The organism is Pseudomonas mucidolens (genome assembly GCF_900106045.1).
Classification (GTDB): Bacteria; Pseudomonadota; Gammaproteobacteria; order Pseudomonadales; family Pseudomonadaceae; genus Aquipseudomonas; species Aquipseudomonas mucidolens.
The window spans coordinates 539,643-554,710 of the sequence record NZ_LT629802.1; the positions used below are offsets into that span (position 1 = coordinate 539,643).

At 59.1% G+C, this 15,068-nt stretch carries 14 protein-coding genes; 11 read left to right on the forward strand and 3 right to left on the reverse strand.

Annotated elements, in window-relative coordinates:
- Positions 1-110: 110 nt before the first annotated feature.
- The 8 genes from BLU75_RS02655 to BLU75_RS02690 all read left to right on the forward strand — a co-directional run bounded on the left by BLU75_RS02655 (position 111) and on the right by BLU75_RS02690 (position 9,331).
- Complete coding sequence (locus BLU75_RS02655; RefSeq protein ID WP_084381078.1) at positions 111-950, forward strand: ATPase; 840 nt, start codon at positions 111-113, stop codon at positions 948-950.
- A gap of 122 nt (positions 951-1,072) precedes the next feature.
- On the forward strand, positions 1,073-2,332 hold the full coding sequence (locus tag BLU75_RS02660; RefSeq protein WP_084381077.1) for a D-mannose isomerase: 1,260 nt from the start codon (positions 1,073-1,075) through the stop codon (positions 2,330-2,332).
- 105 nt (positions 2,333-2,437) lie between these two features.
- Positions 2,438-3,724 (forward strand): ABC transporter substrate-binding protein, encoded by a 1,287-nt coding sequence (locus tag BLU75_RS02665; protein ID WP_084381076.1) that lies wholly within the window; start codon positions 2,438-2,440, stop codon positions 3,722-3,724.
- A 201-nt stretch (positions 3,725-3,925) separates the two neighbouring features.
- Complete coding sequence (locus tag BLU75_RS02670) at positions 3,926-4,834, forward strand: carbohydrate ABC transporter permease (RefSeq protein ID WP_084381075.1); 909 nt, start codon at positions 3,926-3,928, stop codon at positions 4,832-4,834.
- On the forward strand, positions 4,827-5,669 hold the full coding sequence (locus BLU75_RS02675; protein ID WP_084381074.1) for a carbohydrate ABC transporter permease: 843 nt from the start codon (positions 4,827-4,829) through the stop codon (positions 5,667-5,669). Before BLU75_RS02670 ends, BLU75_RS02675 begins: the two co-directional genes overlap by 8 nt.
- Positions 5,670-5,671: 2 nt before the next feature.
- Positions 5,672-6,829, forward strand: coding sequence for an ABC transporter ATP-binding protein (locus BLU75_RS02680; protein ID WP_084381073.1), 1,158 nt, complete (start codon positions 5,672-5,674; stop codon positions 6,827-6,829).
- A gap of 76 nt (positions 6,830-6,905) precedes the next feature.
- Positions 6,906-8,255 (forward strand): carbohydrate porin, encoded by a 1,350-nt coding sequence (locus BLU75_RS02685; RefSeq protein ID WP_084381072.1) that lies wholly within the window; start codon positions 6,906-6,908, stop codon positions 8,253-8,255.
- Positions 8,256-8,485: 230 nt separating this feature from the next.
- Complete coding sequence (locus BLU75_RS02690; protein WP_084381070.1) at positions 8,486-9,331, forward strand: D-hexose-6-phosphate mutarotase; 846 nt, start codon at positions 8,486-8,488, stop codon at positions 9,329-9,331.
- A 123-nt stretch (positions 9,332-9,454) separates the two neighbouring features.
- Here the strand turns inward: BLU75_RS02690 and BLU75_RS02695 are convergent, their stop codons facing one another.
- A complete protein-coding gene (locus BLU75_RS02695) occupies positions 9,455-10,315 on the reverse strand; it encodes a MurR/RpiR family transcriptional regulator (protein ID WP_172832093.1) in 861 nt (286 codons plus the stop codon).
- Between the two features lie 218 nt (positions 10,316-10,533).
- On the opposite strand from BLU75_RS02695, the gene zwf reads away from it, so the two are divergent.
- Genes zwf through BLU75_RS02710 form a run of 3 tightly spaced genes read left to right on the forward strand, consistent with a single transcriptional unit; the run spans position 10,534 to position 13,383 of the window.
- Positions 10,534-12,000, forward strand: a complete 1,467-nt coding sequence (gene zwf, locus BLU75_RS02700; protein WP_084381068.1) for a glucose-6-phosphate dehydrogenase — start codon at positions 10,534-10,536, stop codon at positions 11,998-12,000.
- Positions 11,987-12,700 (forward strand): 6-phosphogluconolactonase, encoded by a 714-nt coding sequence (gene pgl / locus BLU75_RS02705; RefSeq protein ID WP_084381067.1) that lies wholly within the window; start codon positions 11,987-11,989, stop codon positions 12,698-12,700. Before zwf ends, pgl begins: the two co-directional genes overlap by 14 nt.
- 17 nt (positions 12,701-12,717) lie before the next feature.
- Positions 12,718-13,383, forward strand: coding sequence for a bifunctional 4-hydroxy-2-oxoglutarate aldolase/2-dehydro-3-deoxy-phosphogluconate aldolase (locus tag BLU75_RS02710; RefSeq protein ID WP_090221364.1), 666 nt, complete (start codon positions 12,718-12,720; stop codon positions 13,381-13,383).
- 103 nt (positions 13,384-13,486) lie between these two features.
- On the opposite strand, the gene BLU75_RS02715 is transcribed toward BLU75_RS02710, so the two are convergent.
- Together BLU75_RS02715 and BLU75_RS02720 are read right to left on the reverse strand one after the other, a co-directional pair.
- A complete protein-coding gene (locus BLU75_RS02715) occupies positions 13,487-14,662 on the reverse strand; it encodes an aminotransferase class V-fold PLP-dependent enzyme (RefSeq protein WP_084381065.1) in 1,176 nt (391 codons plus the stop codon).
- Between the two features lie 11 nt (positions 14,663-14,673).
- Positions 14,674-14,910 (reverse strand): DUF3820 family protein, encoded by a 237-nt coding sequence (locus tag BLU75_RS02720; RefSeq protein ID WP_084381064.1) that lies wholly within the window; start codon positions 14,908-14,910, stop codon positions 14,674-14,676.
- Positions 14,911-15,068 lie beyond the last annotated feature (158 nt).

A 15,068-nucleotide genomic window follows, 5' to 3' on the forward strand; every position in this document is an offset into this window, starting at 1 on the left:
GCGGGCGGAACCGGTTTTCCGTTTTCGGATCAATCCCCGCGACAGGCAAGGGGTTTATACTCGCGCCGCTTGGCTTTTCATGTGGTTACCTCAGGATTTAAGGTTGATTCATGCGTAACGATGCTAACGACGACTTCGACACAGTGCCGAGCCTTCGCGCCGACCTTGGCGACGATGACTTTGTGCCGACCTCCGCCACCTCCGTGCGCTCGCGCCCGGCGCCGGTGGTCAAGGTCAAGAGCGCCAGCACCGGGCCTTTGTGGGCCTTGGTGGGCGCACTGCTGTTTGCTTTCGCCGGTTTGGCCTGGTGGAGTTTCCAGCAGATTTCGCTGATGGGGCAGCAATTGGTGGCGACTCAGGAAAGCTTCGCGCGTATCAGCGAGGAAGCCGCTGGGCGTTTGCAGGCTATTTCCGGCAAGGTGGTGGCCAGTGAGGCCAGCGTCAATACCGGCAGTGAAGCGTTGAAAATGCAGATCAAGCAGTTGCAGGCCCAATTGCTTGAGCAAGGCAAACAACAGGTAGGCGTGGCTGGCCAGGCTTCGGAGCTGGACAAACGCCTGGCCCAAATGAATGCCAGCACCACGGAGCAGGCGACCGTCAATACGCAGTTGCAAGCGCAGGTCCAGACACTCACCAGTGAATTGGCGACGCTCAAGGCCGCACAGGCCGAAGCGGCCAAGCTGGACCCCGAGGTCAAGGGCCTTGCGAGCGAGGTGGCAACCCTGAAGAAGCAGGGCAACCCGGCGGCGGCCATCGCTCGTCTGGAGCAGGATCTGTTGGTGGTCAAGAGTGAGCTGGATAATCGCGCCGCCAGCGAAGGGCCGACCAATAAGGAATTTGATGTGTTCCGGATCCAGACCACGCGCAACATCACCACTTTGCAGACGCAGATGCAGACCTTGCAGCGTCAGCTTGGCGCACAGGTGGGAGCTACGCCGCCCGGGCAATGATCGGGCCGCTGCAATGTGGGAAATGTCACTGTTCGGTGACATTTCTCTTGCCCTTCGTTACGTGTGCCGCCCTGGCCCTTGTTTAGACTCCCGCCATCCCACAAAAACAAACAGGGCCAACCATGACCATGCAACCACTGCCTGCCAGCAGTTGGCTGAACGCACCTGCCCATCACACCTGGCTTGCCGCCGAAGGGCAGCGCCTGTTGATGTTCGCCAAGTCTGCCAGGCTGCCAGACGGCTTCGGCAATCTGGATGATCAAGGCCGCCTGCCCGCCGGTGCCTGCGCCGAAACCATGAACACCGCCCGCATGACCCACAGCTTTGCCATGGCCCATGCCATGGGTTTGCCGGGCTATGCCGAATTGGTCGAGCATGGCGTGGCGGCACTCGGCGGTCCGTTGCGTGATAGCGAGCACGGCGGTTGGTTCGCCGCGGCCCAGGCCCGCGACGGCAACAGTGGTAAGGCGGCTTACCTGCACGCATTTGTGGCCTTGGCCGCAAGTTCGGCGGTGGTGGCCGGCGCGCCCGGTGCGCAGAGCCTGCTGAATGATGCGATCCACATCATCGAACAGTTTTTCTGGAGCGAGGAGGAGGGCGTGATGCTCGAATCCTTCGCGCGTGACTGGACTGGCGAAGAGGCTTATCGCGGGGCCAACAGCAACATGCACGCCACCGAAGCGTTTCTCGCCCTGGCTGATGTCACGGGGGATACCCGCTGGCTGGAGCGTGCGCTGCGCATTGTGGAGCGGCTGATCCACAGCCATGCGGCAGACAATCAGTTCATGGTGATCGAGCATTTCGACCGTCAATGGCAGCCGCTGCCGGGTTACAACGAGGACAATCGCGCCGATGGCTTTCGTCCTTATGGCATCACCCCCGGCCATGGTTTCGAGTGGGCGCGGCTGTTGCTGCACCTGGAAGCTGCGCGCCTGCAAGCCGGACTGGCGACACCGCAATGGCTGCTGAGTGACGCCAAGGGCTTGTTCGCCAGTGCTTGTGAATACGCCTGGGCCGTGGATGGCGCCCCCGGCATCGTCTACACCCTGGATTGGAATCAGCGCCCGGTGGTACGCGAGCGTCTGCACTGGACTCACGCGGAGGCCAGCGCGGCTGCCCAGGCCCTGCTCAAGCGCACCGGCGAGCGGCATTACGAAACCTGGTACCGGCGTTTCTGGGAGTTTTGCGAGACCCATTTTATCGACCGTATCCACGGCAGTTGGCACCACGAACTCAGCGCGCAGAACCAGCCCAGCAGCAAAATCTGGGGTGGCAAGCCGGACCTGTACCACGCCTGGCAAGCGGTGGTCCTGCCGGGGCTGCCCTTGGCTCCGAGCATGACCAGCGCCCTGGCTGCAGGTGCTTATGTCACCGTCTGGTGACATTTGCCCGTCCCTTTGTTACCTGTCAGTCAAAGATCCCTGTTTAAAATCCCGTGCAGCGCAAGCTCTAGACTTGCATGCATAACAACAAGAAAAGGTACTCAGATGAACGCGATTAATCGCCTCGCCGTTGCTATTTCCATTGCCTCGTTGTTTCCCCTCAGTGCTGTTGCCGCCGACTCGAAAGGGACGGTTGAAGTTGTGCATTGGTGGACCTCGGGCGGTGAGAAAGCGGCAGTAGATGTCCTGAAGGCCCAAGTTGAGAAAGACGGCTTCACCTGGAAAGACGGTGCCGTTGCAGGTGGCGGTGGCGCCACCGCCATGACCGTGCTGAAAAGCCGCGCGGTCGCCGGCAACCCGCCCGGTGTTGCCCAGATCAAAGGTCCCGACATTCAGGAATGGGCGTCCACCGGACTGCTCGATAGCGAGGTGCTGAAGGACGTTGCCAAAGCCGAGAAGTGGGACAGCCTGCTCGACAAGAAAGTCTCCGATACCGTGAAGTACGAGGGTGATTACGTTGCCGTGCCGGTGAACATTCACCGCGTCAACTGGCTGTGGATCAACCCTGAGGTCTTCAAGAAAGCCGGTATCGAGAAAAACCCGACCACGCTCGAAGAATTCTACGCTGCCGCCGACAAGCTCAAGGCCGCGGGTTTCATTCCGTTGGCCCACGGTGGCCAGCCGTGGCAGGACAGCACGGTGTTTGAAGCAGTCGTGCTCTCGGTCATGGGCGTGGACGGCTACAAGAAAGCCCTTGTGGACCTGGACAACGCCACCCTGACCGGTCCGGAAATGGTCAAGGCGCTGACCGAACTGAAGAAAGTCGCGACCTATATGGACCCCGACGGCAAGGGCCAGGACTGGAACCTGGAAGCGGCCAAGGTCATCAACGGCAAGGCCGGCATGCAAATCATGGGTGACTGGGCCAAGAGCGAGTGGACCGCGGCCAAGAAAATCGCGGGCAAGGACTACCAGTGTGTAGCCTTCCCGGGCACCGCTAAAGCCTTCACCTATAACATCGACTCCCTGGCGGTGTTCAAGCAGAAAGACGAAGGCACCGCAGCGGGTCAGCAGGACATCGCCAAAGTCGTGTTGGGTGAGAACTTCCAGAAAGTCTTCAGCATCAACAAAGGCTCGATCCCGGTTCGCAACGACATGCTGGCCGACATGGGTAAATACGGCTTCGACAGCTGCGCCCAGACCGCTGCCAAGGACTTCCTCGCGGATTCCAAGACGGGCGGCCTGCAGCCGAGTATGGCGCACAACATGGCAACCACACTGGCTGTCCAGGGCGCGTTTTTTGACGTTGTGACCAACTACATCAACGACCCGAAAGCCGATCCTGCCGAGACCGCCAAGCAACTCGGCGCGGCGGTCAAGTCTGCCCAGTAACCTGGACCTGGGGGCGGGCGTGCCCTGATGACTGTCTTCTGTAGGAGCGAGCTCGCTCGCGAAAAACTCAAGGTCAGCGCGTTCATCCTGGATGCTCGCGTTATTTGTTGAGGACCTTCGCGAGCAAGCTCGCTCCTACAGAAAGGCGGCAGTTCCCAGGAAGTTCACCGCTAGTCCTTTTTCCCTGTATTGGATTTTCCCATGAGTTCTGTTGCTGTGTTCAGCAAGGCCTCGCCGTTAGATGCACTGCAGCGCTGGCTACCTAAACTGGTACTGGCACCGAGCATGTTCATCGTTCTGGTGGGCTTTTACGGCTACATCCTGTGGACGTTCGTTCTGTCGTTCACCAACTCGACGTTCCTGCCGACCTACAAATGGGTCGGTCTGGCGCAATACGAGCGGTTGTTCAACAACGATCGCTGGTGGGTGGCGAGCAAAAACCTGGCGCTGTTCGGCGGCATGTTTATCGGCATTACCCTGGTGATCGGCGTGCTGTTGGCCGTGTTCCTCGACCAGCGCATTCGCCGCGAAGGTTTTATCCGTACTATTTACCTGTATCCGATGGCGCTCTCGATGATCGTCACCGGTACCGCCTGGAAATGGCTGCTCAACCCGGGCATGGGCCTGGACAAACTGATGCGCGATTGGGGTTGGGAAGGCTTTCGCCTCGACTGGCTGATCGATCCGGATCGTGTGGTGTATTGCCTGGTGATCGCCGCCGTCTGGCAAGCCTCCGGCTTTATCATGGCGATGTTCCTGGCCGGCCTGCGGGGTGTCGATCAATCGATCATCCGCGCCGCGCAGATCGACGGCGCGAGCCTGCCGCGCATTTACTGGAAAGTGGTGCTGCCAAGCCTGCGTCCGGTGTTCTTCAGCGCAGTGATGATCCTCGCGCACATCGCGATCAAGAGTTTCGACCTGGTGGCGGCGATGACGGCCGGTGGGCCGGGGTATTCGTCTGACTTGCCAGCGATGTTCATGTATTCCTTCACCTTCAGCCGCGGCCAGATGGGCATAGGTTCGGCCAGTGCGATTCTGATGCTCGGTGCGATCCTCGCGATCATTGTGCCTTACCTGTATTCCGAGCTGAGGACCAAGCGTAATGACTAGTCTCGCCAAACCCTCAATCAGCCTGAGTCGCCTCGCGATCCACGGCGTGCTGTTCGTGGCTGTGCTGCTGTATCTGGTGCCGCTGGTGGTCATGCTGCTCACCAGCTTCAAGACCCCGGAAGACATCAGCTCCGGCAACCTGCTGAGCTGGCCCACGGTGGTCAGTGGTATTGGCTGGGTCAAAGCCTGGGCCACGGTCAACGGTTACTTCTGGAACTCGATCCTGATCACCGTTCCGGCAGTCCTGATCTCCACCACCATCGGCGCGCTGAACGGCTATGTGCTGTCGATGTGGCGCTTTCGCGGTTCGCAGTTGTTCTTCGGCCTGCTGCTGTTCGGCTGCTTCCTGCCGTTCCAGACGGTGCTGCTGCCGGCTTCGTTCACCCTTGGCAAGATGGGCCTGGCGAGCACCACCACCGGCCTGGTGTTCATACACGTCGTTTATGGCCTGGCGTTTACCACGCTGTTCTTCCGTAACTACTACGTCAGTATTCCGGATGCATTGGTGAAGGCTGCGCGCCTCGATGGCGCCGGGTTTTTCACTATTTTCCGTCGGATCATTCTGCCGATGTCGACCCCGATCATCATGGTCTGCCTGATCTGGCAGTTCACTCAGATCTGGAACGACTTCCTGTTCGGTGTGGTGTTCTCCAGTGGTGACTCCCAGCCGATCACCGTGGCCCTGAATAACCTGGTCAACACCAGCACCGGGGCCAAGGAATATAACGTGGATATGGCGGCGGCGATGATCGCTGGGCTGCCGACCCTGCTGGTCTATGTGGTCGCAGGCAAGTATTTCGTGCGCGGCCTGACGGCCGGCGCGGTCAAGGGGTAATCATGGCAACGCTCGAACTTCGCAATGTAAACAAGTCCTACGGTTCCGCCCTGCCGGACACCCTGAAGAACATTGAATTGTCGATCAAGGAAGGTGAGTTCCTGATCCTCGTCGGCCCCTCAGGGTGTGGCAAGTCGACCTTGATGAATTGCATCGCCGGCCTGGAAAACATCACCGGCGGCGCGATCATGATCGGTGATCAAGACGTCAGCGGCATGAGCCCCAAGGATCGTGACATCGCCATGGTGTTCCAGTCCTATGCGCTCTACCCGACCATGAGCGTGCGCGAGAACATCGAGTTCGGTCTGAAGATCCGCAAGATGAGCCAGTCGGCCATTGACGAGGAAGTGGCGCGGGTCGCCAAATTGTTGCAGATCGAACACCTGCTCAATCGCAAACCGGGCCAACTCTCGGGTGGTCAGCAACAGCGCGTGGCGATGGGCCGCGCCCTGGCGCGGCGCCCGAAGATCTATCTGTTCGATGAGCCACTCTCCAACCTCGACGCCAAGCTGCGGGTCGAGATGCGCACCGAAATGAAACTGATGCACCAGCGCCTGAAAACCACCACGGTCTACGTGACTCACGACCAGATCGAAGCGATGACCCTGGGCGACAAAGTGGCGGTGATGAAGGACGGCATCATCCAACAGTTCGGTACGCCGAAAGAGATCTACAACAACCCGGCCAACCAGTTTGTCGCCAGCTTCATCGGTTCGCCGCCGATGAACTTCATTCCGCTGCGGTTGCAGCGCAAGGAAGGTCGCTTGCTGGCGCTGCTCGAGAGCGGCCAGGGGCGTTGTGAATTGCCATTGAGCATGAACGACGCAGGTCTTGAAGAGCGTGACGTGATCCTTGGCCTGCGCCCGGAGCAAATCACCCTGGCGGCGGGTCAAGGCGATGGCTCTTCGAGCATTTGTGCCGAAGTTCAGGTCACCGAGCCTACCGGGCCGGACACCTTGGTGTTCGTCCAGCTCAATGACACCAAGGTCTGCTGCCGCCTGGCGCCCGATGTGGCACCGCAAGTGGGCGAGACCCTGACCCTGCAGTTCGATCCGGTCAAAGTGTTGCTGTTCGACGCCAAAACCGGTGAGCGACTGGGCACACAGACTTCATCGCCGGCAAGTGTGCAAGCCCGTTCTCAAGTCGGTGAAGTAAATTAAGTTGTTGTTTTAGATAAAAAAAGTAAACCGCGTTAGATAAAAACAGTTTAATAACAATAAAGACGAGGATGTAGGGATGAAAAAGCAACACAACAACACTCGGCTGCTCTGCCAACTGTCGGCAGTAGCAGCCCTGGTTTTGTCCGCCAATGCGATGGCTGACGAAGCATTCAGCGCCGATTCCAAGTGGATGACTGGCGATTGGGGTGGTGAGCGGACCAAGCTGATCGAGCAGGGTATCGACATCAAGGCGGATTATGTCGGTGAAATGGGCGCCAACCTGCACGGCGGCTACAACGACGACAAGACCGGTCGTTACTCCGATCAGTTTGGTCTGGGCGTGGCGCTGGACCTGGAAAAGCTTTGGGGCTGGGATAACACCCAGGCGAAGATCCAGCTGACCAATCGTAACGGCTACAACATCTCCAACGACCGCGTTGGCGATCCGCGTGCCGGCACCTTGAGTTCCTCCCAGGAAGTCTGGGGCCGTGGCCACATGGTGCGTCTGACTCAATTGTGGATCCAGCACCAGTTCCTCGACGGCAAGCTGGACGTCAAGGCCGGTTACTTCGGCGAAGGCGAAGACTTCAACACCTTCCCCTGCGACTTCCAGAACCTGGCGTTCTGCGGTTCGCAAGTGGGTAACTGGGCAACCAACATCTGGTACAACTGGCCGGTCAGCCAAGCCGCGTTGCGCGTGAAGTACCACATCAATCCCGAGCTGTATGCGCAGATCGGTGCCTACAACCAGAACCCGTCGCAAACCGAACACGGTAACGGTTTCAAACTCAGCGGCAGCGGTACCAAGGGCACCGTGCTGCCCGTCGAGCTGGTCTGGTCGCCGAAGGTCAACAATCTGCCGGGCGAATACCGCGTGGGTTACTACAAAAGTACCGCTAACGCCGATGACGTCCGTGAGGACATCAATGGTGGCGATGCGGCAACCACTGGCGCCGCTTATCGTTCCCACGATAGCAAGAGCGGTTACTGGTTCGTGGCTCAGCAACAACTCACCACGCATAACGGCGACGCTACCCGCGGCCTGAACATCGCGGCTAACGCCACCTTCCACGACAAGGACACCAACCTCGTCGACAACTACCAGTCGCTGATGTTCGTGTACAAGGGGCCATTCGACGCACGTCCGAAGGATGATGTCGGTATTGGTTTCTCGCGTATCCATGTCAACGATGACGTGAAGAAAAACGCCCAGTTGGCCAACGCCGCCATTGGTGTCTCCGACTATGACAACGTACTGTACTCGCCGCTGCGTGACACTGAGTACAACTACGAAATCAACTACGGCTTCCACGTGACCAACTGGCTCACCGTGCGTCCCAACCTGCAATACATCACCCATCCGGGTGGCGTGGAACAAGTCGACAACGCCTTGGTCGCCGGCCTGAAAATTCAGTCGGTGTTCTAACGCGGTTGCGATAAGCTCTTCTCTCTGTGCGCATTTTGCGGATAGCCATGGCTATCCGCTTTTTTTTTTCGGGTGGGGTATCTCACTGTAGGAGCGAGCTTGCTCGCGAAGAACTCAAAAGCGCCGCGTTGAATCAGGCCTCCCGCGTTTTTGTTAACGACCTTCGCGAGCAAGCTCGCTCCTACAGTGAGATGCACATTTGCGCGACATGATTTACAGGACCGTGGCACATGCATGAGCATCCGCTGCAACGCTTTTTCAAATCCCTGCGCGAGCGTCCGGTGTTCGCCTGGGAGCGCTTTCAAATGCGTGACGTGTTGGTGATTGACCATCCGCTGTGCCAAGCGGTGTTCAGTCGTCAGGGCGCGCAGCTGCTGCACTTTCAGCCCAGGGGGCAAAAACCCTGGTTGTGGTGCGCGGCGAAATGGCCGCAGGTGGGGGCGATTCGTGGTGGTGTGCCGGTGTGTTGGCCGTGGTACGGCCGACATCCCAGCGAAAATGCCTGGCCGTCCCATGGCTGGGCGCGGCTGATTGATTGGAAACTGCTGGACAGCAGTGCCGACGACGAAGGTGTATGTCTGCACTGGCGATTGCAGTTATGCGATTGGCAAGTGGACCTGCATGCATATTTGGGTGAAAGCCTGGAGTTGCGCCTGTGTACCGAACATCAAGACGAACTGCCTTGCCAACTGAGCCATGCATTGCACGCTTATTGGCGCATTGGTCACGTCGGTGAGATAGCGCTGTCCGGACTAGACGGGGCGCAGGGCTACGATCAGTTGCGTCGCCAGGCTTGTCAGCAGGAGGGTGAATTGCGGGTCGATGGTGGCTGCCAGCGGGTGTTCCAGCACGAGGGCGAATTGCAGCTCAAGGATCACGCCTGGCAGCGTGAGTTGTGCATTGATACGGGTGACAGCGCGGACACGGTGGTATGGCATCCGGGCAGTCGGCCGTTGCTGGGGGTGAGTTTTAACGAGGCGTCGGGGTTCGTGTGTGTCGAGTCGGCAATGGCGGGCGCCAGTCTGGCGCCGGGGGAGAGGGCGCATTTGAGTTTGCAGGCTCGGGCTGGGGTTTAACGGTGTTGCTGATGACCTCTTCGCGAGCAAGCCCGCTCCCATATTTGACCGCCTTTCAAGGTAAGACAGATGGGAGCGGGCTTGCTCGCGAAAGCGCCGGCACTGCTGGTAAAGATTCCAGACTTAGTTGAACTCATCCCCCACCGGATACCGGCTGTCATTCAAACTCTCCTTGATTTTGCGCAAATGCGGCTGGAAATCCACGCCACGACGCAAGGTCATGCCCGTTGCCAGCACATCCAGCACCGTCAGTTGAATGATCCGCGAGGTCATCGGCATATAGATGTCAGTGTCTTCGGGCAGCGGAATGTTCAGGCTCACGGTGCTGGCCTTGGCCAATGGCGAATTCTCGGCGGTCACGCCCAGCACCGATGCGCCGTTTCCACGGGCGATACGCGCCACCTCCACCAGCTCGCGGGTGCGTCCGGTGTAGGAAATGATCACGAACAGCTCGCCCGTATGCGCGACCGAAGCAATCATCCGCTGCATCAGCACATCGGCATGGGCAGTCACCGACAGGTTGAAGCGGAAAAACTTGTGCAAGGCGTCCATGGCCACCGGCGCTGAAGCGCCCAGGCCAAAGAAGTGGATCTGCCGGGCCTGGATCAACAGATCCACCGCCTTGCTGATCAGGTTCGGGTCCAGGGCCTGGCAGGCGCTGTCCAGCGACGCGATGGCGCTGCCGAAGATCTTCTGGGTGTAGGCCTCCGGGTTATCATCGGCCTCCACCGCACGGCTGACATACGCGGCGCCACTGGCGAGGCTTTGCGCCAGTTGCAATTTGAGTTCCGGGTACCCACTGACACCGAACGAGCGGCAGAAACGGTTGACCGTTGGTTCACTGACCGAGGCAGCCTGGGCCAGGGCGGCGATAGAGAAGCGGGTGGCCTGCTGCGGGTTGAGCAGGATGACCTCGGCGACTTTTCGCTCAGCCTTGTTCAATTCTTCGAGGCGGTTCCGGATCTGTTCCAGAAGATTTCGCACGCGGTCCATTCAGTCTTTCCTTCGGGCGACGATGCAAATAAGGCCGGTAACCAATCGATGAGCGGCCCTTTAAGGTGGCCTATCCTACTGAGCGTAGCTGAACACCACCACACGGAATGCGAATTTCGGCAAAATGTTGTGGTTATTACTACATTTTTCCTTGAGTGATGCCTTGAAAAAAGGTATTTGTAGCTTAACTTGATAAAAGAACAAACATCATGCCTTCGATAACCGTAGAACCCTGCACCTTTGCCCTGTTCGGCGCCTTGGGTGATCTGGCGCTGCGCAAGTTATTTCCTGCCCTCTATCAACTCGATGGCGCCGGGCTCCTGCACGACGACACGCGCATCCTGGCCCTGGCCCGTGAAGCCGGTTCCGAGCAACAGCACCTGAGTTTCATCGAGAAAGAACTGCGCAAGTATGTCGGTCAAGAACTGGACGAAGCCGTCGCCCAACGCTTCCTGGCGCGCCTGACGTACCTGCATGTCGACTTCTTGAAGACTGACGACTATGTTGCCCTGGCCGAACAGGTGTCTGTCGAACAGTCTTTGATTGCTTACTTCGCCACACCTGCGGCGGTATATGGCGCGATCTGCGAGAACCTGTCCAAGGTCGGCCTGGCGGAAAACACCCGGGTGGTACTGGAAAAACCCATCGGCTCGGACCTGGAGTCCTCGCGCAAGGTCAACGACGCCGTGGCGCAGTTTTTCCCGGAAAATCGCACTTACCGCATCGATCACTACCTGGGCAAGGAAACCGTTCAGAACCTGATCGCCCTGCGCTTTGCCAATAGCCTGTTCGAAACCCAGTGGAACCAGAACTACATTTCCCACGTGGAAATCACCGTGGCCGAGCAGGTCGGCATCGAAGGGCGCTGGGGTTATTTCGACAAGGCCGGGCAATTGCGGGACATGATCCAGAATCACCTGCTGCAGCTGCTGTGCCTGATCGCCATGGACCCGCCCGCCGATCTGTCCGCCGACAGTATTCGCGACGAAAAGGTCAAAGTGCTCAAGGCCCTGGCGCCCATCAGCCCGGAAGGCCTGACCACACAAGTCGTACGCGGCCAGTACATCGCCGGCTACAGCGCCGGCAAACCGGTGCCGGGTTATCTCGACGAAGAGAACTCCAACACCCAGAGCGACACCGAGACGTTCGTTGCCCTACGGGCCGATATCCGAAACTGGCGTTGGGCCGGGGTGCCGTTCTACCTGCGTACCGGTAAGCGCATGCCGCAGAAACTGTCGCAGATCGTTATCCACTTCAAGGAACCGTCCCACTACATCTTCGCCCCCGAGCAGCGCTTGCAGATCAGCAACAAGCTGATCATCCGTCTGCAACCGGACGAAGGTATTTCCTTGCGGGTGATGACCAAGGAGCAGGGCCTGGACAAGGGCATGCAACTGCGCAGCGGCCCACTGCAACTGAATTTTTCCGACACCTATCGCAGCGCGCGGATTCCCGATGCCTACGAGCGGCTGTTGCTGGAAGTGATGCGCGGCAATCAGAACCTGTTTGTTCGCAAAGATGAAATCGAAGCCGCGTGGAAGTGGTGTGACCAGTTGATCGCCGGGTGGAAGAAATCCGGTGATGCGCCCAAGCCGTATGCGGCGGGGTCCTGGGGACCAATGAGTTCCATTGCACTGATCACGCGGGATGGGAGGTCGTGGTATGGCGATATCTGAATTGAAACTGCCCAGGGGCGTAACGGCCCATGAGTACCGTTCTCCCGTGCTGCTGGCTGAAGGCTTGGCCAACGACGTGGCCGAACAACTGCGCGCGGCCATCAGTGCGCGTGGCGAAGCGACCTTGGTGGTGTCCGGCGGACGCAGTCCGGTGGCGTTCTTCCAGAATCTGGCCAGACAAGGCCTGGACTGGTCCAACGTGACGATCACCCTGGCCGACGAGCGCTGGGTGCCGGTAGAGCACGCCGACAGCAACGCTGGCTTGCTGAAGAAGCATCTGCTGCAAGGTCCGGCGGCCAACGCCAGGTTCCTGAGCTTGTACAGTGCCACCGCCACTGTGGAAGATGCCGCCGAGCAGGCCGATCGCCTGCTGGCCGAACTGCCAGCGATTGATGTGCTGGTGTTGGGCATGGGCGATGACGGCCACACCGCATCGCTGTTCCCGAATAGCCCGAACCTGAGCGAAGCCTTGCAGGCCGACGGTACCCGCCGTTGCTGGCCAATGCTGGCACCCACCGTGCCGCACCAGCGCCTGACCATGAGTCGTGCGTTGCTGGCGAGCGCCAATTACACCGTGCTGTCGATCTCCGGCAGTTCGAAATTGACCACCTTGAGCGCCGCGCTGGCCAGTGATGATGTTGCTGCCATGCCGATTCGCGCGTTTTTGCAACCTACTTTAGAGATTTACTGGTGCCCATGAGCCAAGGATCAGCCGCTATGAAAAGCCCCCAATCGACCGTTTCCATGGCGGACAAAGTTGCCCTGATCGACAGTCTCTGCGCCAAGGCGCGAATTCTGCCGGTGATCACCATTGCCCGTGAACAGGACATTCTGCCGTTGGCCGACGCCTTGGCAGCCGGTGGTTTGACCGCGTTGGAAGTGACCCTGCGCTCTGAGTTCGGCCTCAAGGCCATCCAAGTGCTGCGCGAGCAGCGCCCTGAGCTGTGCACCGGCGCCGGTACCGTGCTGGATCGTCATATGCTGGAAGCGGCGGAAGTGGCCGGTTCGCAATTTATCGTTACCCCAGGCATTACCCGTGACCTGCTGGAAGCTTCGGTGTACAGCCCGATCCCGCTGTTGCCCGGCATCAGCAATGCCTCCGGCATCATGGAAGGCTATGGCCTGGGCTATCGTCGTTTCAAGTTGTTCCCGGCGGAAGTCAGCGGTGGCGTGGCCGCGATCAAGGCCCTGGGTGGTCCGTTTGGCGAAGTGAAATTCTGCCCGACTGGCGGCGTCGGCCCGGCCAACATCAAGAGCTACATGGCGTTGAAAAACGTGATGTGCGTGGGCGGTAGCTGGATGCTGGATCCCGAATGGATCAAGAACGGCGACTGGGCTCGCATCCAGGAAGTCACCGCCGCGGCGCTGGCGCTGCTGGACTGATTGGATTTACCGAATCGTTGGTGCTGTGCTTAACGGCATTTTTTGCGGTGCACTTGGTCGGTGTACCGTTTTTTTTGCCTATAGAAAGCCTGCTCCCACATGTTCAACCTGTGTTCAACTCGGTAATGGCCTCAACCAGTACATTGATGTCCGCAGCAGAGGTCAGCAACCCCGGTGTCACCCGTATACAGGTGCCGAACGCCGCGCCGACGCGAGTAGTGGTGAACAGGTTGTAATCCTCGAGCAAGCGCTGGGCCATCAGCTGTTGATCGCGCCCGACAAACTTGAACGCCGTAATCGCGCAATACAGCCTTGGATCATCCGAGGTCAGCACCTCAACCCCAGGCAATGCCCGCACCTGGCTCACCCAAAGATTGCGCAGGTAGTTCATCCGCGCACCTTTGGCCGCCGCGCCACCCAAGGCCCGGTGCTCTTCGAACACCTGCGGCAAGGTCATCAATGCAGGGATATTGGGCGTGCTGTAGGGCGTGCGCGCGCGAACATCGGTGGCTGGGTAATGGAACTCTCCCATGTCCGGATCGATGTCCGCCAACCGCTCAGGTGCGATGTAGATAAAGCCCAGGGTCAGGGGCGCGCCAATCCATTTGTGCAGGTTGAAACCGGCAAACGCGATGCCCAGCCGCGCAAGGTTAAACTCGATCTGGCCCAGCGCGTGGGCGCCATCCAGGATGATATCGACGCCGTGTTCCCTGGCTGCGGTGGCAATGGCTTCCACCGGCATCACCAAGCCGGTGCGATGAGTCACGTAAGTCAGCGCCATGAGCTTGAGGCGCGGATAGCGGGTGAAGGCGTCACGGTAGGTCTGCAGCAAGCTCTCGAAACTGGCGGGATGGGCATGGGCAAGCTCGATGACTTCCACGTCGCGATAACGGGCGAGCCAGCGCATGGCGCCCTTGACCGTGTCGTACTCGAGGTCGCTGATCAGGACCTGATCGCCGGGTTGCAGGCGGTTGTAGTTGCGAATCAGCGATTGCAAGGCATCGGACGCGCAGCGGGTGAACGCGACAGCGTCCGGCTCGGCATCCAGCAATTGCGCCAGCAGTTTGCGGATCGCGACATTTTCCCCTTGCTCGAAACGTTGGCGTACATGCACCGAGTTACTGCGGTTGATAAAGGCAACGTGTGCTTGATAGTGCGCCAGCACCTCACGGCTCATGCGCCCGAAGTAACCGTTCTCCAGGTTGATCGGGCCGGGCTCAAGGTCATAACCCTGGGCGATGACCTGCCAGTGACGCTCATTGTCTGCATTGCATGGCATGACGTGCGCTCTTAGTGACGAGGGGCGGGCTTGCTGTGTTTGGCGCGCAACGGTTCTAGCAGCTCGGACAGGCCGTTGTGATCGATTTCCTGCATCAGCGCCAGCAGGCCGCCCAACTCGCCATGGGGAAACCCTTCGCGAGCGAACCAATTCAGGTACGGGCCGGGCAGGTCGGCAATGATTCGACCCTTGTATTTGCCGAACGGCATTTCGCGGGTGATCAGCAGTTCAAGCTTTTCGGGATTCATGGGGCTTCAGGCGTTTGGGTCGAGGACTTCAAAAATACAGGCATTCTGCATGAAGGCCAAATGACAGATCATGCAAATAGCGCGCATACAGTTTTTTTGATTATTGTTAAGTTGTTGATTTTTATTGGTTAGTTGTTTTCAAAAAACCTGGCACGGGT